This is a genomic window from Bradyrhizobium sp. LA6.8 (assembly GCF_040547935.1).
Lineage (GTDB): Bacteria > Pseudomonadota > Alphaproteobacteria > Rhizobiales > Xanthobacteraceae > Bradyrhizobium > Bradyrhizobium barranii.
On record NZ_JBEPQQ010000003.1, the window covers coordinates 408,128 to 431,431 of the forward strand.

The 23,304-nt window shown below is 63.6% G+C and carries 26 protein-coding genes; 13 read left to right on the forward strand and 13 right to left on the reverse strand.

Going from position 1 to position 23,304, the window contains the following annotated elements:
- Positions 1–4: 4 nt before the first annotated feature.
- Positions 5–403 (reverse strand): DUF2306 domain-containing protein, encoded by a 399-nt coding sequence (locus ABIA90_RS15585; RefSeq protein ID WP_063983161.1) that lies wholly within the window; start codon positions 401–403, stop codon positions 5–7.
- Positions 404–604: 201 nt separating this feature from the next.
- Positions 605–1,108 (reverse strand): single-stranded DNA-binding protein, encoded by a 504-nt coding sequence (locus tag ABIA90_RS15590; RefSeq protein WP_354118152.1) that lies wholly within the window; start codon positions 1,106–1,108, stop codon positions 605–607.
- A 449-nt stretch (positions 1,109–1,557) separates the two neighbouring features.
- Here ABIA90_RS15590 and ABIA90_RS15595 point away from each other — a divergent pair, with 449 nt between their 5' ends.
- The 6 genes from ABIA90_RS15595 to ABIA90_RS15620 all read left to right on the forward strand — a co-directional run bounded on the left by ABIA90_RS15595 (position 1,558) and on the right by ABIA90_RS15620 (position 8,778).
- Complete coding sequence (locus ABIA90_RS15595) at positions 1,558–2,319, forward strand: outer membrane protein (RefSeq protein ID WP_259257455.1); 762 nt, start codon at positions 1,558–1,560, stop codon at positions 2,317–2,319.
- A 233-nt stretch (positions 2,320–2,552) separates the two neighbouring features.
- Entirely contained in the window at positions 2,553–3,242 is a 690-nt protein-coding gene (locus ABIA90_RS15600; protein WP_354118151.1) for an outer membrane protein, read from the forward strand.
- A gap of 224 nt (positions 3,243–3,466) precedes the next feature.
- The gene (locus ABIA90_RS15605; protein ID WP_354118150.1) at positions 3,467–4,219 is read left to right on the forward strand and encodes an outer membrane protein; all 753 of its coding nucleotides are present in this window, start codon (positions 3,467–3,469) and stop codon (positions 4,217–4,219) included.
- A 145-nt stretch (positions 4,220–4,364) separates the two neighbouring features.
- Positions 4,365–5,120: an outer membrane protein gene (locus ABIA90_RS15610; RefSeq protein ID WP_354118149.1), complete on the forward strand. Its 756-nt coding sequence runs from the start codon at positions 4,365–4,367 to the stop codon at positions 5,118–5,120.
- Positions 5,121–5,424: 304 nt separating this feature from the next.
- The gene (uvrA, locus tag ABIA90_RS15615; protein ID WP_354118148.1) at positions 5,425–8,400 is read left to right on the forward strand and encodes an excinuclease ABC subunit UvrA; all 2,976 of its coding nucleotides are present in this window, start codon (positions 5,425–5,427) and stop codon (positions 8,398–8,400) included.
- A gap of 45 nt (positions 8,401–8,445) precedes the next feature.
- On the forward strand, positions 8,446–8,778 hold the full coding sequence (locus tag ABIA90_RS15620) for a hypothetical protein (protein ID WP_354122457.1): 333 nt from the start codon (positions 8,446–8,448) through the stop codon (positions 8,776–8,778).
- Between the two features lie 63 nt (positions 8,779–8,841).
- On the opposite strand, the gene ABIA90_RS15625 is transcribed toward ABIA90_RS15620, so the two are convergent.
- Positions 8,842–8,952, reverse strand: coding sequence for a DUF433 domain-containing protein (locus ABIA90_RS15625; protein WP_225005170.1), 111 nt, complete (start codon positions 8,950–8,952; stop codon positions 8,842–8,844).
- A gap of 72 nt (positions 8,953–9,024) precedes the next feature.
- Between ABIA90_RS15625 and ABIA90_RS15630 the strand changes: the two genes are divergently transcribed.
- Both ABIA90_RS15630 and ABIA90_RS15635 read left to right on the forward strand, forming a co-directional pair.
- Entirely contained in the window at positions 9,025–9,666 is a 642-nt protein-coding gene (locus tag ABIA90_RS15630) for an HAD-IA family hydrolase (protein WP_354118146.1), read from the forward strand.
- Between the two features lie 35 nt (positions 9,667–9,701).
- A complete protein-coding gene (locus ABIA90_RS15635; RefSeq protein ID WP_354118145.1) occupies positions 9,702–10,628 on the forward strand; it encodes a nucleoside hydrolase in 927 nt (308 codons plus the stop codon).
- A gap of 126 nt (positions 10,629–10,754) precedes the next feature.
- On the opposite strand, the gene ABIA90_RS15640 is transcribed toward ABIA90_RS15635, so the two are convergent.
- The 3 genes from ABIA90_RS15640 to ABIA90_RS15650 form a co-directional block, all read right to left on the reverse strand.
- On the reverse strand, positions 10,755–11,708 hold the full coding sequence (locus ABIA90_RS15640) for a YVTN family beta-propeller repeat protein (RefSeq protein ID WP_354118144.1): 954 nt from the start codon (positions 11,706–11,708) through the stop codon (positions 10,755–10,757).
- Positions 11,709–11,710: 2 nt separating this feature from the next.
- Positions 11,711–12,280 carry an SRPBCC family protein gene (locus ABIA90_RS15645; protein ID WP_028154383.1) on the reverse strand — a complete coding sequence of 190 codons (570 nt, stop codon included), beginning with the start codon at positions 12,278–12,280 and terminating at the stop codon, positions 11,711–11,713.
- An 857-nt stretch (positions 12,281–13,137) separates the two neighbouring features.
- Positions 13,138–13,905 (reverse strand): AAA family ATPase, encoded by a 768-nt coding sequence (locus ABIA90_RS15650; RefSeq protein WP_354118143.1) that lies wholly within the window; start codon positions 13,903–13,905, stop codon positions 13,138–13,140.
- A gap of 265 nt (positions 13,906–14,170) precedes the next feature.
- On the opposite strand from ABIA90_RS15650, the gene ABIA90_RS15655 reads away from it, so the two are divergent.
- The gene (locus ABIA90_RS15655; protein WP_354118142.1) at positions 14,171–16,252 is read left to right on the forward strand and encodes a DUF1217 domain-containing protein; all 2,082 of its coding nucleotides are present in this window, start codon (positions 14,171–14,173) and stop codon (positions 16,250–16,252) included.
- A 16-nt stretch (positions 16,253–16,268) separates the two neighbouring features.
- On the opposite strand, the gene ABIA90_RS15660 is transcribed toward ABIA90_RS15655, so the two are convergent.
- The 3 genes from ABIA90_RS15660 to ABIA90_RS15670 all read right to left on the reverse strand — a co-directional run bounded on the left by ABIA90_RS15660 (position 16,269) and on the right by ABIA90_RS15670 (position 19,349).
- Positions 16,269–17,129, reverse strand: coding sequence for a PCC domain-containing protein (locus ABIA90_RS15660; RefSeq protein WP_354118141.1), 861 nt, complete (start codon positions 17,127–17,129; stop codon positions 16,269–16,271).
- A 9-nt stretch (positions 17,130–17,138) separates the two neighbouring features.
- Positions 17,139–18,746, reverse strand: a complete 1,608-nt coding sequence (locus ABIA90_RS15665; RefSeq protein ID WP_354118140.1) for an acyl-CoA synthetase — start codon at positions 18,744–18,746, stop codon at positions 17,139–17,141.
- A gap of 105 nt (positions 18,747–18,851) precedes the next feature.
- A complete protein-coding gene (locus ABIA90_RS15670; RefSeq protein WP_354118139.1) occupies positions 18,852–19,349 on the reverse strand; it encodes a hypothetical protein in 498 nt (165 codons plus the stop codon).
- Between the two features lie 94 nt (positions 19,350–19,443).
- Here ABIA90_RS15670 and ABIA90_RS15675 point away from each other — a divergent pair, with 94 nt between their 5' ends.
- The 3 genes from ABIA90_RS15675 to ABIA90_RS15685 all read left to right on the forward strand — a co-directional run bounded on the left by ABIA90_RS15675 (position 19,444) and on the right by ABIA90_RS15685 (position 20,701).
- Positions 19,444–19,806 carry a hypothetical protein gene (locus ABIA90_RS15675; protein WP_282519011.1) on the forward strand — a complete coding sequence of 121 codons (363 nt, stop codon included), beginning with the start codon at positions 19,444–19,446 and terminating at the stop codon, positions 19,804–19,806.
- A gap of 92 nt (positions 19,807–19,898) precedes the next feature.
- A complete protein-coding gene (locus tag ABIA90_RS15680; RefSeq protein ID WP_354097593.1) occupies positions 19,899–20,414 on the forward strand; it encodes a DUF3828 domain-containing protein in 516 nt (171 codons plus the stop codon).
- 11 nt (positions 20,415–20,425) lie between these two features.
- Positions 20,426–20,701, forward strand: a complete 276-nt coding sequence (locus ABIA90_RS15685) for a GNAT family N-acetyltransferase (protein WP_354078814.1) — start codon at positions 20,426–20,428, stop codon at positions 20,699–20,701.
- Positions 20,702–20,749: 48 nt separating this feature from the next.
- Here the strand turns inward: ABIA90_RS15685 and ABIA90_RS15690 are convergent, their stop codons facing one another.
- From ABIA90_RS15690 to ABIA90_RS15700, 3 genes are all read right to left on the reverse strand, one after another.
- Positions 20,750–21,148 carry an SPW repeat protein gene (locus tag ABIA90_RS15690; protein WP_063986354.1) on the reverse strand — a complete coding sequence of 133 codons (399 nt, stop codon included), beginning with the start codon at positions 21,146–21,148 and terminating at the stop codon, positions 20,750–20,752.
- A gap of 202 nt (positions 21,149–21,350) precedes the next feature.
- Positions 21,351–21,722: a tetratricopeptide repeat protein gene (locus tag ABIA90_RS15695; protein WP_354118138.1), complete on the reverse strand. Its 372-nt coding sequence runs from the start codon at positions 21,720–21,722 to the stop codon at positions 21,351–21,353.
- On the reverse strand, positions 21,695–22,285 hold the full coding sequence (locus ABIA90_RS15700; RefSeq protein ID WP_354118137.1) for a tetratricopeptide repeat protein: 591 nt from the start codon (positions 22,283–22,285) through the stop codon (positions 21,695–21,697). The genes ABIA90_RS15695 and ABIA90_RS15700 overlap by 28 nt, the downstream gene beginning before the upstream one ends.
- A 104-nt stretch (positions 22,286–22,389) precedes the next feature.
- Between ABIA90_RS15700 and ABIA90_RS15705 the strand changes: the two genes are divergently transcribed.
- Positions 22,390–22,659 carry a GNAT family N-acetyltransferase gene (locus tag ABIA90_RS15705; protein ID WP_028152356.1) on the forward strand — a complete coding sequence of 90 codons (270 nt, stop codon included), beginning with the start codon at positions 22,390–22,392 and terminating at the stop codon, positions 22,657–22,659.
- A gap of 56 nt (positions 22,660–22,715) precedes the next feature.
- On the opposite strand, the gene ABIA90_RS15710 is transcribed toward ABIA90_RS15705, so the two are convergent.
- Entirely contained in the window at positions 22,716–23,114 is a 399-nt protein-coding gene (locus ABIA90_RS15710) for a DUF3597 domain-containing protein (RefSeq protein WP_028156132.1), read from the reverse strand.
- Positions 23,115–23,304: the final 190 nt, after the last annotated feature.

A 23,304-nucleotide genomic window follows, 5' to 3' on the forward strand; every position in this document is an offset into this window, starting at 1 on the left:
CGTCTCAGGCCCCGAAAATCACCCGGTGCATGATCCGTCCAGGCACAAGCGTGAACAGCCCGGCAATCACGAGCGCGCCGACGAACGTCATGATCATGATACGCCGGTGATCGGCGACCCGATGGGTATGCGCCCGCCACACCGCGAGCGGCAGCATCACCAGCGTGAAGATCGACAGGAGATGGATCGGGCTGAACGGCCCGACCAGACGGATCTGGTGGATCCAGAACGACGAGGCCGCCACCACCGCCATCAGCGCCACCCAGATCCAGCCGATCGTCCGGTGCGGCAGCGTGCCCTTGGGGGCGGCAAACTGAACGAGGCCGAGCACGAAGGCGGCCATGGCGGCAAAAGCATGCAGCGGGATCGCCGGAGCAGCCTCAAGCAGTGGCGCAACGCTCATGCAGGGCTCTCTCCGGTCGACGGCCAACCCATGTGAACAGGATTAACATCAAGTTAATACCATTCACATCACGCCTCGTCAAAGCTTGAGGCAGCACATGAGGCAAGCCCGCAAAAACCGAGCCTTGCCCGTCAATTGGTAAGGAATCCTGTCGTTCTACGCGAGCAAGGTGACATCAGGGGCGAAGCGCCCCCGCCCGCCTCAGAACGGGATATCGTCGTCCATGTCGCCGTTGCGGCCACCGCCGCCGCCGCCGGCGGCAACGGCACGGCGCGGCGCGCTGCTGACGGGACCGGAGGAGCCGAAATCGCCGCCCGGCTCGTCGCCGAAGCTGCCGCCTCCGCCGCCGCCGCCGCGGCCGTCGAGCATCGTCAGGGTCGAGTTGAAGCCCTGGAGCACGACCTCGGTGGAGTACTTCTCGGCGCCGCTCTGGTCGGTCCATTTGCGGGTCTGGAGCGCGCCCTCGATGTAAACCTTCGCGCCCTTCTTCAGGTACTGCTCGGCAACCTTGCAGAGCCCTTCATTGAAGATCACGACGCGATGCCACTCGGTCTTTTCCTTGCGCTCGCCGCTGTTCTTGTCGCGCCAGGTCTCCGAGGTGGCGATGCTCAAATTCGCGATCGGCCGCCCGTCCTGGGTGCGGCGGATTTCGGGATCCTTGCCGAGATTTCCAACCAGAATGACCTTGTTGACGCTTCCCGCCATCGTCGCTCTCCACTCCGAATGCCACTGAATTTTAGAAGGCCCGGGACGCGCCCGCGTCCTCTGCAACCTGTTGAAGCGACCCTATACGCTTGCGCGGACGGATCGGCCCGTCACCCCTCCACTTATCCCCATATATAGCACCCCTGGCGGGTTCGTTCCAGATTTGTTCTTATGACACCCCTCATCTTGTTGCGTTGGCAAGACGACACCGCGCTGCACAAAGACGGGCCTGCGCCAAATGGAATTTCCCCGAATTCCTGAGGACGGCGAAACAGCTTAACATTCATCAAGTTAGAAGCAGTTCAGATGCCGCCCGACTGTTGCATTCCGGAGACGGACTCCGCCTCCCGCCTAAGCTACGCTTGCCGCGGAATTAGATTCTTATAGGCGTCGCGCCTGATCAGCCGCTTCGGGACTTCGAAAAGCGGTCAGAAACTGGGGGGACTGCAATGAATAAGATTTTGATTGGTACTATTGGTGCAATCGCGTTGGGGCTGTCGGCTCCCGCAAGCGCGGCAGATCTCGCTGCGCGCCCCTACACCAAGGCCCCAGCGCCGATGATCGCGACCATCTACGACTGGAGCGGCTTCTACATCGGTATCAACGGCGGCGGCGGCACCAGCCACAAGTGCTGGGACGTCGATATCGGCGGTGGCGTTCTCGTAGGCGAAGGCTGCCACAACGCGACCGGCGGCACGGTCGGCGGCCAGGTCGGCTACCGCTGGCAGTCAGCCAACTGGGTGTTCGGCTTCGAAGGCCAGGGCAACTGGGCCGATTTCTCGGGTGACAACATCAGTGCGATCAGCGGCCTGCGCGACCGTTCGAAGATCAACGCCTTCGGCCTGATTACCGGTCAGGTCGGTTACGCCTGGAACAACGTCCTGGTCTACGTGAAGGGCGGCGGCGCCGTCGTCGGCGATCGCTACCGCAGCTTCGACGTCGCCAGCGGCCTCGAGTTCGACCGGGCCAACGAGACCCGTTGGGGCGGCACCGTGGGTGCGGGCGTCGAGTTCGGATTCGCCCCGAACTGGACCGTGGGCTTCGAGTACGACCACATCTTCCTCGGCAACCGCACCATCGGCTTCACCGGATCCGGCAATTTCGCCCCGCTCGGCGTCGCCACACGATCCGATCGCATCAGCCAGGACGTCGATATCGGCCTCGTCCGCGTGAACTATCGCTGGGGCGGCCCGCTGATCGCAAGATACTGACATCCCTCTGGGATCGCTTGGAGATCAAAGGCCGGCCTCGCGCCGGCCTTTTTGCGTGGGCAACGGGAATTATAGGTCAGTCACCGTTACGTTTTGCGATTATTGTGGCTTTTGGGAGACACAACTTGCGGCTTTGCTGATGTAAGCACGACATCAGTTGGACCACGGCGTCCGATGTCCTTCCGAACGCACGGAAGGCAAAAACAGAAACCGGGACTGGGATTAGTTTGAAAATGAAGAAGGTTTTGTTGGCTTCGGCCTGTTTGTTCGCTCTCGCTGCTCCGGCTTCGGCCGCTGATCTCGCGGCGCGCCCCTACACCAAGGCTCCGGTGGCGGTGGCCTCGGTCTACAACTGGACCGGCTTCTACCTCGGTATCGTCGGCGGCGGCGCCTGGGAAAACGGTTCCGGCGCCCCGAAGATGAAGGGTGGCTTCGTCGGCGGCACCGCCGGCTACAACTGGCAGACCGGCAACGTCGTGTTCGGCGTCGAGGCTGATGGTTCCTGGGCTGACGTCAGCGCTTCGGCGACCGGCGCCACTGTTGTTCCCGGCTTCGGCGTTGTGACCGCAACGGCGAGCTCGAAGACCGATGCCATGGGCACCGTGCGCGGCCGTATCGGCTACGCCGTCAATCAGGTCCTGTTCTACGGCACCGGCGGCTACGCCTGGATCGACAACAAGATCACCCTCTCCGCTCTCGGCCTGACCGCGTCAGACAGCAAGTGGCACTCCGGCTGGACCGTCGGTGCGGGCGTCGAAGCGTTCTTCGCTCCGCAGTGGTCGGTCAAGGGCGAGTACCTCTATCGCAGCCTCGGCGGCGAGACCTATTTCTCGGGCGCCCTGCCCACCGGCACGCTCAACTTCCACACCGTGCAGGTCGGCGTGAACTATCACTTCGGGGGCCCGGTGGTCGCGAAGTACTGAGCTTCGCTTCCAACGCACCGCGTTACGAAAGGCCGGCTTTGCGCCGGCCTTTTTGTTTTCGCGCGTCCAGATCCAGGCCAACCGATTCCCAACGTTTTTCGGGGAGAGCTGTGGCATCCCGGTGACACAACCTTCGGCTTCAATGGTGTAGAGCAATGAAATCGATTGGGTCATTGGGTCGGCCGTTTTTCGCCGACAAAGAGAAACGAAACTGGGGAATTGAAATGAAGAAGGTTTTGCTGGCCTCGGCCAGTCTGTTCGCACTCAGCGCGTTGGCTCCCGCCTCGGCGGCCGATTTGGCGGCCCGCCCCTACACCAAGGCGCCCATTGCTGTGGCCTCGATCTACAACTGGTCCGGCTTCTATCTCGGCATCAACGGCGGCGGCGCCTCGAGCCGCAACTGCTGGGACGTCAACAACATCTTCGGCATTGCGGGTCCGGACACGGCTGAAGGCTGTCACAATGCGACCGGCGGCGTCGTCGGCGGCCAGATCGGTTATCGCTGGCAGTCGGCCAACTGGGTGTTCGGCCTTGAAGCCCAGGGCGACTGGGCCAACCTGAAGGGTTCGAATACGAGCTTGGTGCTTGCCCCGCCCCCGCTGGTCAACCAGACCAAGATCGATGGGATTGGCTTGTTCACCGGCCAGGTCGGCTATGCCTGGAACAACGTGCTCTGGTACGTGAAGGGCGGCGCGGCCGTCACGCACGCCAAGTACAACGGTCTAATCGGCGGCGTTGTCCTCGACAGCGCAAGCGAGACGCGCTGGGGCGGCGCGGTCGGCACCGGCCTCGAATTCGGTTTCGCGCCGAACTGGTCCGTTGCGATCGAATACGACCATCTGTTCATGGGCCGCCGCAATGTCAGCTTTACGTTTATCGGTTTCAACGACCGCATCGACCGTATCAAGCAGGACGTCGACATGGGCACCGTTCGCCTGAACTACACCTTCGGCGGCCCGGTCGTGGCGAAGTACTAAGCTTCGCCTCCGACGCCATCGCGTTACGAAAGGCCGGCCTTGCGCCGGCCTTTTTGTTTTCGCGCGAGGGTGCACCCAACCGTCTTGGAGTCGTGAGGCGCGCGCAAGGCGTCCGCTAATGGCTTTGGCGAGTTGGGGACGTGACATGAAGACGTGGATGCTGGCTGCGGTCAGCCTGTTCGCACTCGGTGCGGTCGCGCCGGCTACCGCCGCCGATCTCCCGATCTACAAGGCGCCGGCGGCCGCCGTTCCCGTCTATGACTGGAGCGGCATCTATGCCGGCATCAACGGCGGCGGCGGCTTGGCCCATGCCTGCTGGGGCGTGACCCGCGCGCTCGGCATCGCTGTCGATCCGGCCGTTGGCGAAGGCTGTCACAATGCGGGCGGTGGCACGGTCGGCGGACAGCTCGGTTATCGCTGGCAGAAGTCGCGCTGGGTGTTCGGCATCGAGGGCCAGGGCAACTGGGCCGACTTCAAGGGCAGCAATGTCAGCGTGGCGCTGCCGCTGTTCACCAACCAGACCAAGATCGACAGCTTCGGCCTGTTCACTGGCCAGATGGGCTACGCCGTCAACAACCTGCTCTTCTATGGCAAGGCCGGCGCCGCGGTGGCGCACGACAAGTACGACACCTTCGTCCCCGGCGTCCCGGCCGCGGTGTTCAACAGCGTCAACCAGACCCGCTGGGGCTACACCATCGGCATCGGCGTGGAATGGGGCTTTGCCGAGAACTGGACGGTCGGCGGCGAGTACAACCATGTCTTCCTCGGCCATCATAGCGCCGACTTCGCAACGCTCGTCGGCGGCTTCGCCCCGCGCACCGACCGGATCGGCCAGGATATCGACATGGGCCTGATCCGCATCAATTACCGCTGGGGCGGCCCGGTCGTCGCCAAATACTGAGACAAAGCTTCCCACAGGAACCTCCAAGTCCTGATCATGTGCGGATTGCCCCAAATCCGCATTCAAACGCGAACGAAGGGCTGGCCTCGCGCCGGCCCTTCGCATGTTCCGGGGGCCCTGCTCCTGCCAGATGCCGCCAGCGCGCCAACAATCCGTTGACGATTCGCACACGCCACTGGAAATCCGCTCCCGTTCTTCCTACGTTCGCTGCCATACCCATCGGCGCCGATCCCGGTTCCGGGCGACGCGCGCCTTTTTTGTTGGCGCGATCGCGCACCTTTGGGATTCCTTGAGGGCAACTCGGATGGATGAAGTGATCAAGGCGAAGCGCCAACAGCAGAACGCGGGATCCAGCCTGCGCGCAATTACGATCCGTGGCGCGCGCGAGCACAACCTCAAGAATGTCGACGTCGAGATCCCCCGCGACAAGCTGGTGGTGTTCACCGGGCTGTCAGGCTCCGGCAAATCCTCGCTCGCCTTCGACACCATCTACGCCGAGGGCCAGCGCCGCTACGTCGAATCGCTGTCGGCCTATGCGCGTCAGTTCCTGGAGATGATGCAAAAGCCTGATGTCGACCAGATCGACGGCCTGTCGCCGGCGATCTCGATCGAGCAGAAGACGACGTCGAAGAACCCGCGCTCGACCGTCGGCACCGTCACCGAGATTTACGACTACATGCGCCTGCTCTGGGCGCGCGTCGGCGTGCCCTATTCGCCCGCCACGGGTCTGCCGATCGAGAGCCAGACCGTCTCGCAGATGGTCGACCGCGTGCTGGCGCTGCCCGAAGGCACCCGCCTCTATCTGCTCGCCCCGGTCGTGCGCGGCCGCAAGGGCGAGTACCGCAAGGAGCTCGCCGAATGGCTCAAGAAGGGCTTTCAGCGCGTCAAGATCGACGGCACCTTCCATGAGCTTGCGGAGGCGCCGACGCTCGACAAGAAATTTCCGCACGACATCGACGTCGTGGTCGACCGCATCGTGGTGCGCGCCGACATCGGCCAGCGCCTCGCCGAGAGCTTTGAGACCGCGCTGAAGCTCGCGGAGGGCCTCGCCGTCGTCGAGTTCGCCGATGCGCCTGCAGCGGCACCAGCCGAAGAAAAGAAGAAGACCGCAAAAATTCACGACAAGAGCGGGCCGGAGCGCATCCTGTTCTCGGAAAAATTCGCTTGCCCCGTCTCCGGCTTCACCATTCCGGAGATCGAGCCGCGCCTGTTCTCGTTCAACAATCCCTACGGCGCCTGCCCGGCCTGCGGCGGCCTCGGCGTCGAGCAGCATGTCGACGAAGACCTCGTCATCCCCGACAAGGAGCTCCCCATCGGTAAGGGCGCGATCGCGCCCTGGGCCAAGTCGTCGTCGCCTTACTATATTCAGACGCTGACCGCGCTCGGCAAGCACTACAAGTTCACGCTGACCACCAAATGGAAGGATCTGCCGAAGAAGACGCAGAACGCGATCCTCCTTGGCTCGGGCGAGGACGAGATCAAGTTCTCCTACGAGGACGGCGTCCGCTCCTACGACACCAAGAAGCCGTTCGAGGGCGTCATCACCAACATCAACCGCCGCTATCGCGAGACCGAGAGCGAGTGGGCGCGCGAGGAGCTCGCAAAGTATTTCCACGACGTCCCCTGCGAGGGCTGCAAGGGTTTCCGGCTGAAGCCCGAGGCGCTCTGCGTCAAGATCGGCGGCAAGCATATCGGCGAGATCTCGGAGCTGTCGGTCAGGAAGGCCGGCGAATGGTTCGAGACCGTGCCCGAAGCGCTGAACACGCAGCAGAACGAGATCGCCGGCCGCATCCTCAAGGAGATCCGCGAGCGCCTCACCTTCCTGCTCGACGTCGGCCTCAACTACCTCACCCTGTCCCGCTCCTCCGGCACGCTGTCCGGCGGCGAGAGCCAGCGCATCCGCCTCGCCTCGCAGATCGGCTCGGGGCTGACGGGCGTGCTGTACGTGCTGGACGAGCCCTCGATCGGCCTGCACCAGCGCGACAACGCGCGCCTGCTCGACACCCTCAAGCGCCTGCGCGACCTCGGCAACACCGTGATCGTCGTCGAGCATGACGAGGACGCGATCCTCCTCGCCGACTACGTCCTCGACATCGGGCCCGGCGCCGGCATGCATGGCGGCAACATCGTCGCCGAAGGCACCCCCGCCGAGATCATGCGCAACCCGAAATCGCTCACCGGCAAATATCTCACCGGCGAGCTCGAGGTCGAGGTGCCGGAGCGGCGCCCGCCGAACCATCGCCGCACCATCAAGGTGGTCAACGCGCGCGGCAATAACCTCAAGAACGTCACGGCCGAGATTCCGCTCGGCCTGTTCACGGCCGTCACCGGCGTCTCCGGCGGCGGCAAGTCGACGCTGCTGATCGACACGCTCTACAAGGCCATCGCCCGCAAGCTGAACAACGCCAGCGAAGGCGCCGCACCCCACGATCGCATCGAGGGTCTCGAGCACATCGACAAGATCATCGACATCGATCAGTCGCCGATCGGCCGCACGCCACGTTCGAATCCCGCGACTTACACCGGCGCCTTCACGCCGATCCGCGAATGGTTCGCCGGCCTGCCCGAAGCGAAGGCGCGCGGCTACGAGCCCGGCCGCTTCTCCTTCAACGTCAAGGGCGGCCGCTGCGAGGCCTGCCAGGGCGACGGCGTCATCAAGATCGAGATGCACTTCCTGCCCGACGTCTACGTCACCTGCGACGTCTGCAAGGGCAAGCGTTACAACCGCGAGACGCTGGAGGTCCTGTTCAAGGGCAAGAGCATCGCCGACGTGCTCGACATGACCGTCGAGGAAGCCGCCGACTTCTTCAAGGCGGTGCCGCGCGTGCGCGAGACCTTCCAGACCCTGCACCGCGTCGGCCTCGACTATATCCATGTCGGCCAGCAGGCCACGACCCTGTCGGGCGGCGAAGCCCAGCGCGTCAAGCTCGCCAAGGAGCTGTCCAAGCGCGCCACCGGCCGCACGCTCTACATCCTGGACGAGCCGACCACCGGCCTGCACTTCCACGACGTCAAGAAGCTGCTGGAGGTGCTGCACGAGCTGGTCGCCCAGGGCAACACGGTCGTCGTCATCGAGCACAATCTCGAAGTCATCAAGACCGCCGACTGGGTCATCGACCTCGGCCCCGAAGGTGGCGACGGCGGCGGCGAAATCGTCGCCTGGGGCCCGCCGGAGGATATCGCGAAAGCGCCGCGGAGCTATACTGGCAAGTTCCTGGAGCCGGTGCTGAAGAAGGCGCGGAAGCCGAAGCGGCGGAGCACGAGCGAGGCGGCGGAGTAGAGTTCACTCCGCCTCGTCAGCGGGATCATCGGGGAAAGTCTGCGAGTGTCCGCGATGCCCAGCCGCACCTACACGCTCTTCCGCAAGGCAATCCTCGCCGAGCAGCAGGTAACCTGCATCTACGAGGGGCGCTATCGCGAGCTCTGCCCCCACATCATCGGCACCAACAAGATGGGTGAGGAAGCCGTCCTCGCCTGGCAGTTCGGCGGCGAAAGCAGCGGACCGCTGCCGCAATGGCGATGCCTGAAGCTCGCCAATATCGCCAACGCCCGCACGCGCGATGGCCACTGGCACGAGGGCGGCTCTCACCGGACTACGCAGACCTGCGTCAGCAACATCGATCTCGACATCAATGTTCACGTGCGCAAATTGCGGTGACACACTCTGCCACGCATTCGTTCACGAGCCAGAGCGGTTATTCCGAGATGATGGCCTTGGTCGTCATGCCAGCCCCAGCTCCCGCAACACCAATTCGACCGGCACACGCGTCCCACGGATAACGAGCTTGCCATCCATGATCGCAGGGTTGATTTCAATGCGCTCGTGTCGCATGACTGTCCTCGAATTCTCCTGAAATAATAGCACGCCACATCACGTTTTTCCGCGAACTCCAAAACCTCCTCCATGCCCTACTCCCTCGTCATCTTCGATCTCGACGGCACGCTGGCCGACAGCTTTCCGTGGTTCCTGCGCACCATCAACGATGTCGCCGATCGCTTCAATTTTCGCCGCGTCGCGGATGACGAAATCGAAGCGCTGCGACATGCCTCGTCGCGCGAGATCCTCGCCCGGCTCGAGGTGCCGCTGTGGAAGCTGCCGGCGATCGCGCGGCATGCGCGGCGGCTGAAGGCGGAGGCGGCGGCCGAGATTCCGCTGTTTGCGGGCGTCGAGACGATGCTGCGGACGCTGGCCGGGAACGGCGTGCAGCTAGCGCTGGTGACGTCGGATAGCGAAGCCAATGCGCGCGAGAAGCTTGGCGAGTCCGCCGCCCTGTTCGCGCATTTCGACTGCGCGGCGTCGCTGTTCGGCAAGCCCGCGAAATTCCGCCGCGTGATCCGGCGCGCGGGCGTGGAGCCAGGCCGCGTGATCGCGATCGGCGACGAGGTCCGCGATATCGAGGCGGCGCGGGCGGTGGGGATTGCCTGCGGCGCGGTGAGTTGGGGCTACGCTGCGCCGGCGGCGCTGCGGGCGCTTGCGCCCGATCACATGTTCGCGCAGATGGATGAGATCGCAGACGTGGTCTGCCGGATTTCGCTCAAGGCCTGATCCGCAATCGGCACGCCCGGCCCAAGGAGACGGTGATGACACTCTCGGACGCAGCCCGCCTCAAACTGCTGGAGCCGCCGGTCGGCAAGGTGCGCGTGGTGCTCGACACCGACACCTACAACGAGATCGACGATCAATTCGCGCTGGTGCAGATGCTGCTGTCGAAGGACCGGTTCGACGTCGAGGCGATCTACGCCGCGCCGTTCTTCAACACACGCGCCGACAGTCCCGGCCACGGCATGGAGCTGAGCTACCAGGAAATCCTTCGCCTGCTGGAGCGCCTCGACGTCGCGCCGGACGGCCTCGTCCATCGCGGCGTCACCGATTATGTCGGCCCCGGCAAGACGGCGCAGGCGGCCCCCGCCGTCAACGACCTCGTGGCCCGGGCGCGCGCAGGCTCCCCTGACAATCCGCTCTACGTCATTGCCATCGGCGCCATCAGCAATATCGCCTCGGCGCTGCTCAAGGCCCCCGACATCATCGACCGCGTGGTCGTGGTCTGGCTTGGCGGTCACGCGCTGGAATGGCCGCACACGATCGAGTTCAACCTCAAGCAGGACGTCGGCGGCGCGCAGGTGCTGTTCGACAGCGGCGTGCCGCTCGTGCTCGTGCCATGCAAAGGCGTCACCTCGCACCTTCACAGCACGGTGCCGGAGATCGAGCGCTACGTCGAACCGCATGGCAGCATCGGCGCGTTCCTCGCCATGCGCTTCAAGGACTATTCGTCCGACCATCTGGGTTGGGCCAAGGAGATCTGGGACATGGCGCCGGTCGGCTGGCTGCTGAATCCCGCGTGGACACCGAGCGTGATCATCCCGGCCCCGGTTCTCACGGATCAGGTCACGTGGAGCATCGATCGACGGCGGCATCCGATCCGCTACGTGACCTATGTGGATCGCAACCCGATCCTGAAGGACTTTTTCCTGAAGTTGAAGGATTTTGCCGCGCCGAAGGTGCCGTAGGGTGGGCAAAGCGACTTGTCCGCCGTAGCTCGAAGAGCGAAGGCGGAAGCGTGCCCACCATTGCGTGCCGAGGCAGCGGAGAGATGGTGGGCACGGCGCGCTGCGCCTTTGCCCACCCCACGCCCCCTACTCCGTCCGCCTGAGAAACGCCCCGAACGCGCGCGGGCCGTCGCCGGTCTTGACCTCGCCGATCAGCTTCAGCTCGGTGGCATCGATGATGCTCAATGTGTTGCTCTCCCAGCAGGCGACGATGACGCGCTTGCCGTCGGCGGTCGCATTGATGCCTTCGGGATAGTCGCCGACATTGATCCGCTTGATCGGCCTCAGCGTCGCCAGATCGAACACGCTGACGGTGCCGCCATACTGGTCGGTGACGAAGCCGCGGCCCTGCGTCAGCGCCACCGCATAGGGACGCATCCCGACCGGCACGCGGCCGATCTCTTGGCTCGCGGCGATGTCGATCACGGAGACGTCGTTGGAGCCGACATTGGCGGTGTAGGCGCGTTTTCCCTCGGCATCGATGGTGACGCCGAACGGACGGGTGCCGACCTTGATGGTCGCCCTGCGCTCACGCGTTGCGGTATCCACCACCGAGATACTGTCGTCGTCGCGGTCCGCCGAGAGCAGCAGCCTGCCGTCAGGCGTCACCGCGAGCCCCGACGGTGAGGCGCCGACCGCAATGCTGGCGGTGACGCTGCGCGTGGCCGTATCGATCACCCGCACCGCGGCGGCATACCAGTCGGCGACGTAGAGCGTCTTGCCATCGGGCGTCACGGCAATGCCGAGCGGCCCGCCGCCGACCTCGATTCGCCCCGAGACCTGCCGCGTTGCGGCGTCGACCACGGTCACCGCCTTGGCGTCGGGGCTCGTGACATAGGCAAAGCGCCCATCCGCGCTGACGGCCACGCCGGCCGGCTTGCCGCCGATCGGGATGGTCGCGACGCTGCGCGACGTCGCGAGGTCCACGACCATCAGATCGTCGCTGAGCTGGTTGGTGACGAATGCCTCTTCAGCGGACGCGCCGCCAATACTGGCAGCGCAAAGGCTGGCGGCGAGCGCCGCCAGGACCCGCGCCCGCACGGTCAGCTTCCGCTCTCGATCTTCTTCTTCAGCGCTTCGAGCCCGGCCTGATAGAGCCCCTTCACCGCCTTCACCGCGGCCTCGTCGCTCAGCTCAGGCGGCGGATCGTTGTTGGGGAAGCCGCGGTAGAACGCGCCCGCCCATTCCAGCGTCGCGCCCTTGCCGTCGGCGCTCGGCGTCACCGTCAGCGTCGAGGAATAATTGGTGACCGGCAGCACCTTCACGTCCACCTTGGTGATCCGGTAGGAATAGGTCATCGCGGCAGCGTCGAACTTGTAGAGTTCCTCATCGACGGTGGCGCCTCCCGTCAGGGTCAGCCGCCGCGTCGCTTCGATCTCATTACCTTTCTCGCCCTCGGTCTTGGTAACCGGCGGGAGCCAGCTCATGTCCTGGAAATTGCCGATCGCGGCCCACACCTTGGCCGGCGGCGCATTGATCTCGATGGATTCGCGCACCTTCTGCCGGGTCGGCCCATGTGCCCAGGCCGGGCCAAACGCCGCCGTCAAAGCCACCGCGCCCGCGGCAGTCAGCACCGCGCCCATGACCGTGCGCCGTCCAATCGTCACCCTCATCTCGTTTCCTCATGCGTCTCGTGGATCGTGCGCGACTTGAAGCGCGCTGGGATCATGGTAACGCATTTTGCGGCCGAGGGGAGACCTGTTCATGGCGGCGTTGCGGCGCGCGCTCGCGCGTCCCACAACCACCCATTGCGCTGCCCGGCGAGCAAAACACCCAATGGGCGGGTCAACCGCACCACGCAGAAATAATTCTCTTTATCCGTATTTCGGATTATCATATAGAAAGCCATCCCACCCCGGGCCGAGGGGCGTTATCGCGATCGTCACGACACGCGGGATGGGACGTGGTGGACGCAGGCAGCGTCGGCGCGAAGGTGGTTTGCAGGGCGGGCAACCGTGAGCGAACGGCCTGCGCGCACACGACCGGTGCAGCCTGTGTACGGTAAAACCGTGCCGTCCTGGCGCCCGGAGCCTGTGCGCCAAGTCTTGCGGTGATGTGGCGGCCCGACCGGGCCGCGCGCATCAGTCATCCGCAAGGTGACGGGGGCAATAGTGCATCGCTCCCCGGGGAGAGCTCGGCATAAGCCGTAAAACCACTGCGCAGGGAAGGCCGGATGTTTGGCTTCACCTGTATGCCACTGTGCAAACTTCGTAGCGCAATTTCCGCACAGTGGACCGCGGGTGCCAGCCGGCACCCGGCCTTCCCTGCGCCCTCGGCACTTTTGGGGGTGGTGACCACAGCAAAGCTCGGGCGCAGTAGGCCGCGAGAACGAGAAGTCGCGTGTGCGATCTGGATAGGATGCGAGATGAATTCAGCTCTCGTGCCCCGGACGCAGCGCAGCGCCCCTTCGGCGATGCGCTGCAGAGCCGGGGCCCATGCATCAGCGAGTGCCGTGGGAGCGCGCCCTCGCCTACTCCGCCAGTGTCGCCTCCACGAACCCGCGCGGATCGTCGCAGAATTCGCGCATCACCCGGTAATGATCGGTTTGCTCCACCGTCGTCGGCTCCAGGCCGTATTTGCCCAACCGCAGCAGACGCGCGTTGGGATAAGCCATCAGCAGAGGCGCATGGGTTGCCATGATGACCTGGCAGATGCGGGAATCGTCCATGCGTCGCAAGAGCTTCAGGAATTCGATCTGACGCGCCGGCGACAGCGCCGATTCCGGCTCGTCGAAGATGAAGATACCCTGGCGCTGGCAGCGCTCTTCGAAGAAGCGCAGAAAACCTTCGCCATGGGAATGCGACAGGAAGTCGGGGCCGGCCTGGCCGGCATCACGTGCGGCCTTGTCGAGATATCGCGCGACCGAGAAAAAACTCTCGGCGCGAAAAAACCAGCCGTTGGTGATCTTCGGCAGCCAGCTTGCGCGCAAGGCCCTGGAAAGCTGGCCGCCCATCTTCTCCCGCGCTTCGGAATGGTCGACGGGCATGTAGCCCTTGCCTCCACCCGCATCGTCGTAGCCGGCAAGCGCTGCGATACCCTCGAGGATCGTCGACTTCCCGGTGCCATTCTCTCCGACGATGATCGTGATGGCGGCGTCGAAGTTGAGCTCGAAATCATCCGGGAAGATGGGCAGGCAAAACGGATATGCCTCGCGATCGTGAACTCGCGACGGATCGAGCCAGACCCGCTTCAGATACGGCGCCGGCAGGTTGATGGTGCGATTGCTTCGTCGGCTCATGCTCTGCTTCCAACCCGCTCCGGTCGATATTTCGACTGGAACATATCAGGAACACAATCCTCGCGAAAGCAGCACCTGAGAAACATACAGCAACAAAACCCGCCATGCGTCACTTGGACGCAAATTAAAACCTAAGATTGCAGCAAAGAATCGCCTTAAGAAAACGTTGCTGCGAGACAGCTTGCTGGCATGAGGCCAGCCCCCACCCCGCGACCCGGCAATGATTGACGGAAGTCCAGGACCGTAGAGCCGCGAGGAATGCGCGATGGTATCAACGTATTTCAGCTACAACTACATTGCGCACCATCTCAAGCAGTCCCTGACGCGGGTTGAACAGCAACCCGATGTCGCGCGAGAATCCGCCTATTACAAAGCCAACATCGGCAAGGTGCGGACCGTCGATGATCTTATGAAAGATTATCGCCTGTATCATTATGCGATGAAGGCATATGGCCTGGAAGACATGGCCTACGCCAAGGCTTTCATGAAGAAGGTGCTGGAGAGCGACCTCTCCGACCCAAAGAGCTTCGTCAACAAGTTGGTAGACAAGCGCTACCGGGAGTTTGCCGCGGCATTCTCCTTCAATGGCAGTGCCACGCCAGTTGCGCAATCGGGAGACCGGACCGACGAGATGATCGGTCTGTACACGACGACCAAGAAGAGCCAGGTCGATGCGCTTGCCGCAGACTCGAATTACTACAGCGCTGAAATCGGCAAGATCAGCAGTGCAGACCAACTCCTGAACAACGACCGTCTTCGCAACTATGTCTACTCGGCATACGGGATCGATCAAAGCAAGTGGCCGGGTGACACGATAAGTCAGGTCTTGCGCAGCGATCCGTCCGATCCAAATAGCTACGTCAACACCACCTTCGCTTCTCAGTTGACCGGCCTCAACGCCCAGCTTGCTCAAGCCAAATCGGACGCCAGCGCCGCTGATCTAAAGATAACCGGTTACAAGGCCCAACTATCGCAACCGGGCGCCGACGTGACCCAGTTGAACATCCAGATCCTGGTCGAAAAAAGTCACCTGGAGTCATATACGAAAAGCATTTCCAGCCTCAGTGACCAGATAGCGACGATTGGCGGGTTTGTAGACCTGGCCGGCGCGTTCGAGTTCTCGCCCGACGGGTCGCTTCCGTCAGGCGTGTCCGCCCAGACTGCCGCAAATGTCGCGATCACGAAAAAGCGGTTCGACGACAGCAAGGCCGCCGTCTATTCGGCGGCAAGCCCGATATACGAAGCTTTGGCGATCAAGCAATTCAGAACGGACCTCAGCAAGATCAATTCAGTCCAGGCGTTCGTATCGACACCTGGCGTGTATGATTTTGCGCTGGGCGCCGTCGGCCTCGATCCCGGAATGGTCTCGAAGGCGACGATCAAGGCGGTCCTCGAAAGCGACGTCAACGACCCCAAGAGCTACGTCTATACCCTCAAGGACAATCGGTACGTAGAGCTCGCACGCGCCTTCAACTTCGACGCAAAGGGCAATCTGACGACCCCCTTGGTGGCTCAAGACTCGGCTCAGGTCCTCCAGATCGCGAGGGAATACGTCCTTGGAGCGGTGAAGAGCGCAAGCACGGCAACCACCCAGCAGCAGGCCGCAGTTCGGGCACAGGCCACGAAGGATGCGACGGCTTATCAGGAGGCCATCACCGGCATCGACAGTGTTTCCGATCTTCTCGCAAACAGGCCGATGGTCGATTTTATTCTCCTGGCAAAGGGTTTGGACCCCAGGAAGGTCAGCACCGATTTTCTCAAGAAGATCTTCGCCTCCGACCTGAACAATCCAAAGAGCTTCGCGAACACGCAGAGCGATCCTCGCTTTGCCGAAATCGTTGCGTCGTTCAATTTCGACAGCAAGGGTAACGTCGCGCGCCTCCCGATGATGGGTCCTCAAAAGAGAGATCAATTCCGGGAAACACAGGCGAACTATCTCCAGCAAAGCCTGGAGCAGCAGCAGGGTGATACGAATCCCGGCGTACGCCTTGCGCTCTATTTCCAGCGAAAGGCGGGAGAAATCACGTCCGCATACGACATCCTTGCCGACAAGGCTCTTTCAGAGGTGTTCAGAACCACCTTCGATTTGCCTGACTCGATGGCCTCGATGCAGATCGATCAGCAAGCCAAGGTCGTGGACAAATTCATGAAGATCAAGGATCTTTCCGATCCGGCGAAGGTTGAAAAACTGTTGAGCCGGTTCTCCGCCATGTATGACGTCAGAAACGGCGAGAGCATCGGCCAGGGTCAATCTCCCTTGCTCAACCTCTTTCAAGGATCGAGCTCGGGCATATCAGGGATAAGTGAATCCACGTTCTTGGCCATCGCCAAGCTGCGTGCTCACTGATGATCGCTCGCCGGTACTAGCCCAACACCTCGAGCACCAGCTCCATGGTCATCAGCACGGGATTATCCCCACGGATCAGACGGCCCTCCGCAATGCCGCCAGTGTAGTCGATCAGGGCAATGTCGAGCGCCGCCTCCGGTGCGCCCGAACTGCCCTGTACGATCGTCCCCGCTGTCACGGCGAGCTCGGTCGCGAACGGCTCGGTCACCCCGCCATGGGTGAAGCGCGCGCCGATGGTCGAACCGACGCCGCCATGAATCTTCGCGCGTGCGATGCCATGCGCGCGGCAGAACGCTTCGAGGCAGCCGGCAAAATCCTGGTTGGGCCGCAGCCGCAGCGCGAAGGCGCGGCTTGTCGTACGCGCGCCGGTGCTCACGCCGGGCACCGGCCCGAACAGCTTGAAATTGGTCTCGGGATCGGGCTCCGCGGTGAACATCGCGCCGTCGATGCCGAACGCTTCGACCTCGAACGGCTCGGCGACAACAGTCTCGTCCGGCAGCATGTGGCCGCCGCTTGCCTTGCCGTTCGCCTCCGTCCAGAGCCCGTGGCAATGAAAGAACGGGGCGCCATCGCGCATACCGAGCGTCATGCTGCCGAGTTTCGTCCGCGTCACGCCGCTGGGGCGGAAAGTGTCGCTGTAGAACGCTGCGTTCTCACCTGTCTTCGACAGCGCCGGCATCACGTATGCGAATGGTCCGAGCGCAGCGCTGCCGAAACTCAGCACGCCACCGGCAAATCCCTCTGCCGCAAAACCACGCCGCGCGGCTTCTAGGAGCGGCAGACCCGCTTCGAGCCTGAACGAGAACGCGCGCCCCCTCGCCTCGACCCATTGGATGCGTTCGGCGACAGGCGCGCCCGGCTGCTTGATACTTCGCATCGCGTATGCTCAGCCCACCTGCTTGTTGTCGAGATCGAGCAGCCCGCGCGCCTCGAGCTCATCGCGCACCATGCGCTTCGGGATCTTGCCATAGCCGGACTTCGGCAACGCCTCCCAGAAGAAGAACCGCTTCGGCATCTTGTAGCGCGGCACCTTCGGCAGGAGGAACGCCGCCATCTCGGCTTCGCTCACCGGCTTCTCGCCTTCGCGCGCTACGCAGACGGCGACGCCGACCTCGCCCCAGGTCGCATCGGGCACGCCGAGCACGGCGACCTCGCCGACCGCAGGATGCGTCAAGATCTTCTCCTCGATCTCGCGCGGATAGATATTGGAGCCACCGGAGATGTACATGTCCGAGGCGCGTCCCGTGATGTAGACGAACCCCTCCTCGTCCATGTGGCCGAGGTCGCCGGTGCGGAACCAGCCGTCGCGGAACGCCTTGGCATTGGCCTCGGGGTTGTCGTAGTAGCCGGCCAGCACGGCAGGCCCGATCACGCAGATCTCGCCGCTCTGGTTGGCCACCAGCTCACGGCCCTCGTCGTCCTGGATCGAGACCTGCATGGCCGTGCGCTCGAAGCCGCAGGTGCCGATCTTCGCATAGGGCCCGTCCTCGGGATCATGCAGCGCCGCCGGCAGCACGGTGATGTTGCCGGTGACCTCGCCGAGGCCAAAATACTGCACGATGACCTTGCCGAGCTTTTTCAGCGCGGCCTTCTGGTCCTCGCGGTACATCGGCGCGCCGGCATAGATCACGTGACGCAGCGAGGAATGATCGTATTTGTCGGCGGCGGGATGCTCGACCATCATCTTCAGGATCGTCGGCACCGTGAAGAGATTGCTGACCCGATGCGCCTCAATCAGGCGAAACGCCTCGTCGATGTCGAATTTCTCCGTCGGCAGCAGCACGGTGCACACGCCGCGCGCGGTCTGCACCAGCTGATGCACGCCGGCGCCATGCGATAGTGGCGCCACCACCAGCGACGCATCCGCTTCCGTGACGCCGGGGGTGAGATCGGCGAGATGGTTGGTGACGACAAAACCCATCTGGCCGTGGGTCAGCACCGCGGCCTTGGAGCGGCCGGTGGTGCCGGAGGTGAAGAAGAACCAGCAGGGATCGTCGTGCTCGACGGCGACGTTCGCAACGCTTGCACCGGCCTGCGAGGCGATGGCTTCCGCCACCGAGCGCTCGCCGAACGAGCCCTTGCCGTCGACGCTCCAGGTGAACTCCAACGCACCGCCCTTCACGGCTGCAGCGTGCTCGGGAAAATCGACGTGGCACAGGAACGCCTTCGCGCCGGAGGCCTGCGCGAGATAGGTAACCTCATCCGGCATCAGGCGGAAATTGGTGGGCACCCAGACCGCACCGAGCCGGAACGCGGCGAACATCGAGAAGAACATCTCATCGCCGTTCTTGGAGTGGACGAGGATGCGGTCGCCCTTGGCGATGCCGCGCGCGGCGAGTGCGGCGGCCAGCGCCGAGACCTGCGCATCGATCTCGCGCCAGGTCCAGGATTTGTCACCCCAGACGAAGCCGGGGCGCGCCCCATGCCGCCGCGCATTCTGGGTCAGCATGTGAGCGAGATTCATGACGCGGCGGGACATGCGCAGGGGCTGCATCGGGCTTCCTCTTCGACGGCGGGCGGCGCACGAGCCGCCCGCTCCTTGCAGCCCATTTATCGCCATCGAATGCGGTGTAGCAAGGCCGCCGGTCGCGCATCTGCCCTACGGCTGCTTGAACGCAAACGGCGTCGCCGTGATGGCCTTCTCCTTCCAGCAGGCCTGCGCACCGAAACCGCCGCAATAGCTGCCGTGCAGATCGAAGCGAATGGTGCGCGCCGCGCCGCGCTTCATCGGCTGCGGCAAAATCTTGTAGCTGCGGACATAACCGTCGAACACGGGGCGCACGCTGCCGTCGGGCAGAGTCACCAGGACGTTCATGACGCAGCCGCCGGTTCCGCAATAGGTGGTCTCGCGCTCCCCGCATTTGGTGTCGCGAAAATCGACGATGTAGTCCTCACGGCCGTCGCCGGTCAGGTCGATCTTGCGCACGGTGTCCGGCGCGAAGGTCACCAGGCCACCATCCTGGCTGTCGCATTCCTCATTGGCGTAGCGCAGCGCCTGCTGCACGCCGGGCGGATAGTCGGCCGGATTGAACGGTCTTGCATCGTCGGCGCGCGCAGCGGTGGCGAGCAGTGTGAGCAGGAGGGTCAGATATCGCATTCGCGTTTGTCGCCGGCGCAGCCGCGACCGTTCAGGGAATTTTAAACATGATCGGCGCAACCTCAGCCAGTTCTCGCGTACAGAGTGCCGCATCATGGTCAAAGCGCCCGCCTTCCTCCTGTTGTCGCTGGCGCTCGCCGGATGTGCCGTGGCGCCTCAGGCGCACCTCTCCGCCGACCCCGCCTTCAAGCCTGCGCGCTATGCCTGGGACGGCGCCGGCGAGGATCCCAACCAGCCACGTTCCGGGGCTCCGCGTGCCACCCGCGCCGACGCCGGCTCCGAGCGCAACAGGTCGCAAGCCGGACTTCAGCCCTATTCGAAGGAATGGTGGCAGGCCCAGGACGGCATCGAGGCCGAGCAGGACGCCAGGGTCACCCGCTCCCTCGTCATCTGCCAGGGTTGCCTCCGCCCGCAGCCGCAATCTGAAGATTCCAGGCTCGCCAAAGCGACCGATTGAACCGAGCGGCCGCTCCATCGGTCTACAGAGATACGCGCTGACGCCGGCCGCTCCGGCCCTGCGATCGCACGTCAGTATCTCAGGGACATTTCATGCTCACCCGTCGGACCTTCGTCGCCGCCTCTCTGCTTGCCTCCGCCGCTCCGGCATTCGCCGTGATGCCTGCCTCCAGCGACCCCGTCGCGATCCTGACCGCCATCTACACGCGCGCGGCCAAGGGCAAAGGCGATGGCGGCGGCGCCTTCGTCATCGAGAACAAGGCGGCCAAAACAAAATATCTCTCCAGGGCGCTGGTCGCGCTGTGGGCCAAGGCGGATGCGCATACGCCGAAGGGCGACGTTGGTCCGGTCGATTTCGATCCTGTCACCAACTCGCAGGAACCGGACGTGAAATCCTTCAAGGTTGACGCGGAGAAGGTGGAGGCTGACAAGGCGACGATCGCGGTGACCATCACCGGCCACCGCAACGACCGCAAACCCGCCGACCAGATCGTGCGCTATGACTTCGTGCGCGAGGCGAACAGCTGGCGGATCGACGACATCAAGGGCTCGTCCGACGGCGAGGCCTGGTCGATCCGCAAGATGCTGACGGACTCGTTGAAGACCTGACGGGAGACACCATGAGCGACGTCATCGATAACAAGGCCGATCATCGCTTCGAGCTGGAGGTGGAGGGCCATCTCGCGACCGAACACTACAAGCTCGACGGCAACGTCATCACCTTCGAGCATACCGACGTGCCGAAGGAGCTCGGTGGCAAGGGCGTCGGCTCGAAGCTGGTGCAAGGCGCGCTCGACCAGGTCCGCGCGGCCGGCTTGAAACTGATCCCGCAATGTCCGTTCGTGAAGGCGTGGATCGAGAAACATCCGGAGTATGCGGATCTGGTGAAGAGATAGCGAGCGCAGGCCCGCCAAGCGCGCGGCAGGCCTGCTCAAATCTACCGCCTATTGCCCATGCTTCAGCATATCCTGGTCACTCAGATCCCAGTCCTGCCACAGCTGGAGCACGCCGAGGATCACCGCTACCGCTCCCAGACTCGTATGGTAGATCCGGAGAAAACCTTCGCCGGAATAACCGAACACATAGGGCGAGACGATAAGCCACAGCCCGACCAGGATCGTCGCCACCTCCTGCCAGCGCTGCAACGCGACATATTCGAGCTGGCTCAGGCCAAATACGACGAGGCCGATTGCGACCGTGTTCAGGATCATCGTCTGGCGTTCGACGATCGGCGAGTGATCCTGGATGGGGAACCACGGCGATGCGACAATCAGCGCGCCGAGCAGCATCCCGCACCAATCTTCCCATGTTCGATGAGTCTTGATGAAACTAAAGTCCGACATCGTACCCTCCTCCAAAAGAGGCATACGTCAGCGGCTGGCGATCATGACACTCCGAATGTCTAGCGACCGTGCCGGCCGCATTCGGGCGTATGTCCTGTAACGAGACGTGGGGAACCGGGTGCACGATTGCAAGACGGACTGATGTTTTTTGCCAGCGAGGCGGCATTAGCGAATTATGGCTTACGCGTTGATCGAACGCTCGCTACAGAGCCCCGAGCTTCTGCAGTGCATCATGGGCGGACGGCAGGCCCGGACGCAATTCCAGCGCCTTCCGGAAATCGGCAATCGCGCCCTGCCTGTCGCCGAGGCGCAGCCTGGCCTGGCCGCGGTTGTTCCAGGAGAACACGTCGGAGGGATCGTATTGCAGCGCCTTGTCGTAGTCGGCGAGGCCGCCCTTGTTGTCGCCCCGATAGAGCCGGATCATGCCGCGATTGCGCCAGCCGCGTGCGTCGGTCGGCGCGACGCGGATCGCCTCGCCGTAGTCGGCGGCGGCCCGATCGAGCTGCTCGCTGTCGCGGTAAACGTTGCCGCGGTCGATATAGGCAATCAGATCCGGTGCCAGCTTGATCCGCATGCTGTAGTCAGCGAGCGCGTGCGCCGTGTCGTGCTTGCGGCGTAGACGAAGCCGCGGTTGGCGTAGGCGGTGACATAGTTGGGATCGCGCTTGATCGCCGCGTCGAAATCGGCAATGGCGCCGTCGAGGTCGCCCTTGTTGAAACGGGACTCCCCGCGGTTGCTGTAGGCCAGCGTCAGCGACGGATCGAGCTTGATGGCCTGGTCGTATTCGGCGATGGCACGATCATAGTCGCGCTTGAAGCTGTAGACGCGGCCGCGATTGTTGTAGGCGCAGGCATAGCCGGGATCGAGCCGGACCGCCTCGTCGAGATCGGACAACGCGGCGTCGAGCTCGCGTTTCTCGGTGAGCCCATGGCCGCGATTGCAATAGGCGCCGGCGAGCCTCTGCCCGCCCTCGCTCCTGGTATCGATCACGGTCGAGCAGGCTTTGATCCGCGCGTCCGGCGTGCTGGTCAGCCCAACGCAGGCCTCCCAGGCCGGGGCGCCTTCGGCCGCAGCCGACACCGGCGCGGTCGAGACGAGCGCCGCAAGCAGCGCCAAGAGGCTGAGCGGGACACGCATTTTCCGGATATCTCCCCTGCGACAACCTCCCTTGGTCGCACCTTGGCAAGGGCCGGTTCAGGCGCCTAGATCAGAGAACACGCAGCGCTTCGAAGGGATCTGGCATGGCGGTACGGGACAACAAGGACAGGAGTCGCTTCGAGCTCGATGCGGGCAACGAAATCGCCTTCGCCAATTACCGGCTGACGCCGTCGGCCGTGATCATCACCCATACCGAGACGCCGCGCGCGCTACGCGGCCGCGGCATTGCGTCCGAGCTGATCAAGGGTGCGCTGGACTTGATCCGCCGCGACGGCAAGAAGGTGATCGCCGGCTGTGGCTTCGTCGTCGACTATCTCGACAGGCATCCGGAGGAAGCAGACCTCGTCGCCTGAATGCAAAAGGGGCCCGCGAGATCGCGGGCCCCCCTGGCTTACGACCGAACAAGCGGTCAGTGCTTGATCTCCGGCGGCAGCTTGCCGCCGTTGGCGGCCAGCTTGGACATCACCTGCTTGTGCAGCCAGACGTTCATGCTCGCCGAGTCGTTCATGTCACCGCTGTAGCCGAGCTCCTTGGCGAGATCCTTACGCGCGGCAAGGCTGGAGTCGATGTCGAGCGCCTTCATGAGGTCGACGATCGAGGTGCGCCATTCCAGCTTCTCCTTCTGGGCAGCGACCAGCTTGTCGACGATGGCCGCAACGTCCACGGTTGCCATCGGCGCGGCAGCAGGCGCCGATCCGCCCGGCGCGGCGCTGGCGGGTGCGCTACCCGAGGGTGCGCCACCTGCGGGCGCGGCGGAAGCCGGATGGCTGCCGAAGATCGCGCCCATGATTTTCCCGAAAATGCTCATGTCTTCTCCCCGAATAGGATCCGTTGGAAGGGCCTTGAGTGGCACTTATAAACGAAGTTACGGCGTTACGCCCGCGAAGTTCTGCGAACCGACAACCAGCATCAGCTTATCTGCGGCGAAATGACGACCGAATGACATCGTTGAGGTTGCGGTGCGGCATCGAATCTCAACCAAGCGTGTGGGACAGGAC

What these genes read in the sequence shown, in the direction of transcription:
- ABIA90_RS15655 (WP_354118142.1), top strand. Translation starts at nt 14,171, where the DNA reads ATGGTATCAACGTATTTCAGCTACAACTACATTGCGCACCATCTCAAG.
- ABIA90_RS15610 (WP_354118149.1), top strand. Translation starts at nt 4,365, where the DNA reads ATGAAGACGTGGATGCTGGCTGCGGTCAGCCTGTTCGCACTCGGTGCG.
- ABIA90_RS15600 (WP_354118151.1), top strand. Translation starts at nt 2,553, where the DNA reads ATGAAGAAGGTTTTGTTGGCTTCGGCCTGTTTGTTCGCTCTCGCTGCT.
- ABIA90_RS15690 (WP_063986354.1), bottom strand. Translation starts at nt 21,148, where the DNA reads ATGTCGGACTTTAGTTTCATCAAGACTCATCGAACATGGGAAGATTGG.
- ABIA90_RS15650 (WP_354118143.1), bottom strand. Translation starts at nt 13,905, where the DNA reads ATGAGCCGACGAAGCAATCGCACCATCAACCTGCCGGCGCCGTATCTG.
- ABIA90_RS15630 (WP_354118146.1), top strand. Translation starts at nt 9,025, where the DNA reads ATGCCCTACTCCCTCGTCATCTTCGATCTCGACGGCACGCTGGCCGAC.
- ABIA90_RS15625 (WP_225005170.1), bottom strand. Translation starts at nt 8,952, where the DNA reads ATGCGACACGAGCGCATTGAAATCAACCCTGCGATCATGGATGGCAAG.
- ABIA90_RS15700 (WP_354118137.1), bottom strand. Translation starts at nt 22,285, where the DNA reads ATGCGTGTCCCGCTCAGCCTCTTGGCGCTGCTTGCGGCGCTCGTCTCG.
- ABIA90_RS15670 (WP_354118139.1), bottom strand. Translation starts at nt 19,349, where the DNA reads ATGCGATATCTGACCCTCCTGCTCACACTGCTCGCCACCGCTGCGCGC.
- ABIA90_RS15635 (WP_354118145.1), top strand. Translation starts at nt 9,702, where the DNA reads ATGACACTCTCGGACGCAGCCCGCCTCAAACTGCTGGAGCCGCCGGTC.
- ABIA90_RS15605 (WP_354118150.1), top strand. Translation starts at nt 3,467, where the DNA reads ATGAAGAAGGTTTTGCTGGCCTCGGCCAGTCTGTTCGCACTCAGCGCG.
- ABIA90_RS15660 (WP_354118141.1), bottom strand. Translation starts at nt 17,129, where the DNA reads ATGCGAAGTATCAAGCAGCCGGGCGCGCCTGTCGCCGAACGCATCCAA.
- ABIA90_RS15695 (WP_354118138.1), bottom strand. Translation starts at nt 21,722, where the DNA reads ATGCGGATCAAGCTGGCACCGGATCTGATTGCCTATATCGACCGCGGC.
- ABIA90_RS15585 (WP_063983161.1), bottom strand. Translation starts at nt 403, where the DNA reads ATGAGCGTTGCGCCACTGCTTGAGGCTGCTCCGGCGATCCCGCTGCAT.
- ABIA90_RS15705 (WP_028152356.1), top strand. Translation starts at nt 22,390, where the DNA reads ATGGCGGTACGGGACAACAAGGACAGGAGTCGCTTCGAGCTCGATGCG.
- ABIA90_RS15685 (WP_354078814.1), top strand. Translation starts at nt 20,426, where the DNA reads ATGAGCGACGTCATCGATAACAAGGCCGATCATCGCTTCGAGCTGGAG.
- ABIA90_RS15665 (WP_354118140.1), bottom strand. Translation starts at nt 18,746, where the DNA reads ATGCAGCCCCTGCGCATGTCCCGCCGCGTCATGAATCTCGCTCACATG.
- ABIA90_RS15675 (WP_282519011.1), top strand. Translation starts at nt 19,444, where the DNA reads ATGGTCAAAGCGCCCGCCTTCCTCCTGTTGTCGCTGGCGCTCGCCGGA.
- uvrA (WP_354118148.1), top strand. Translation starts at nt 5,425, where the DNA reads ATGGATGAAGTGATCAAGGCGAAGCGCCAACAGCAGAACGCGGGATCC.
- ABIA90_RS15595 (WP_259257455.1), top strand. Translation starts at nt 1,558, where the DNA reads ATGAATAAGATTTTGATTGGTACTATTGGTGCAATCGCGTTGGGGCTG.
- ABIA90_RS15645 (WP_028154383.1), bottom strand. Translation starts at nt 12,280, where the DNA reads ATGAGGGTGACGATTGGACGGCGCACGGTCATGGGCGCGGTGCTGACT.
- ABIA90_RS15710 (WP_028156132.1), bottom strand. Translation starts at nt 23,114, where the DNA reads ATGAGCATTTTCGGGAAAATCATGGGCGCGATCTTCGGCAGCCATCCG.
- ABIA90_RS15590 (WP_354118152.1), bottom strand. Translation starts at nt 1,108, where the DNA reads ATGGCGGGAAGCGTCAACAAGGTCATTCTGGTTGGAAATCTCGGCAAG.
- ABIA90_RS15680 (WP_354097593.1), top strand. Translation starts at nt 19,899, where the DNA reads ATGCTCACCCGTCGGACCTTCGTCGCCGCCTCTCTGCTTGCCTCCGCC.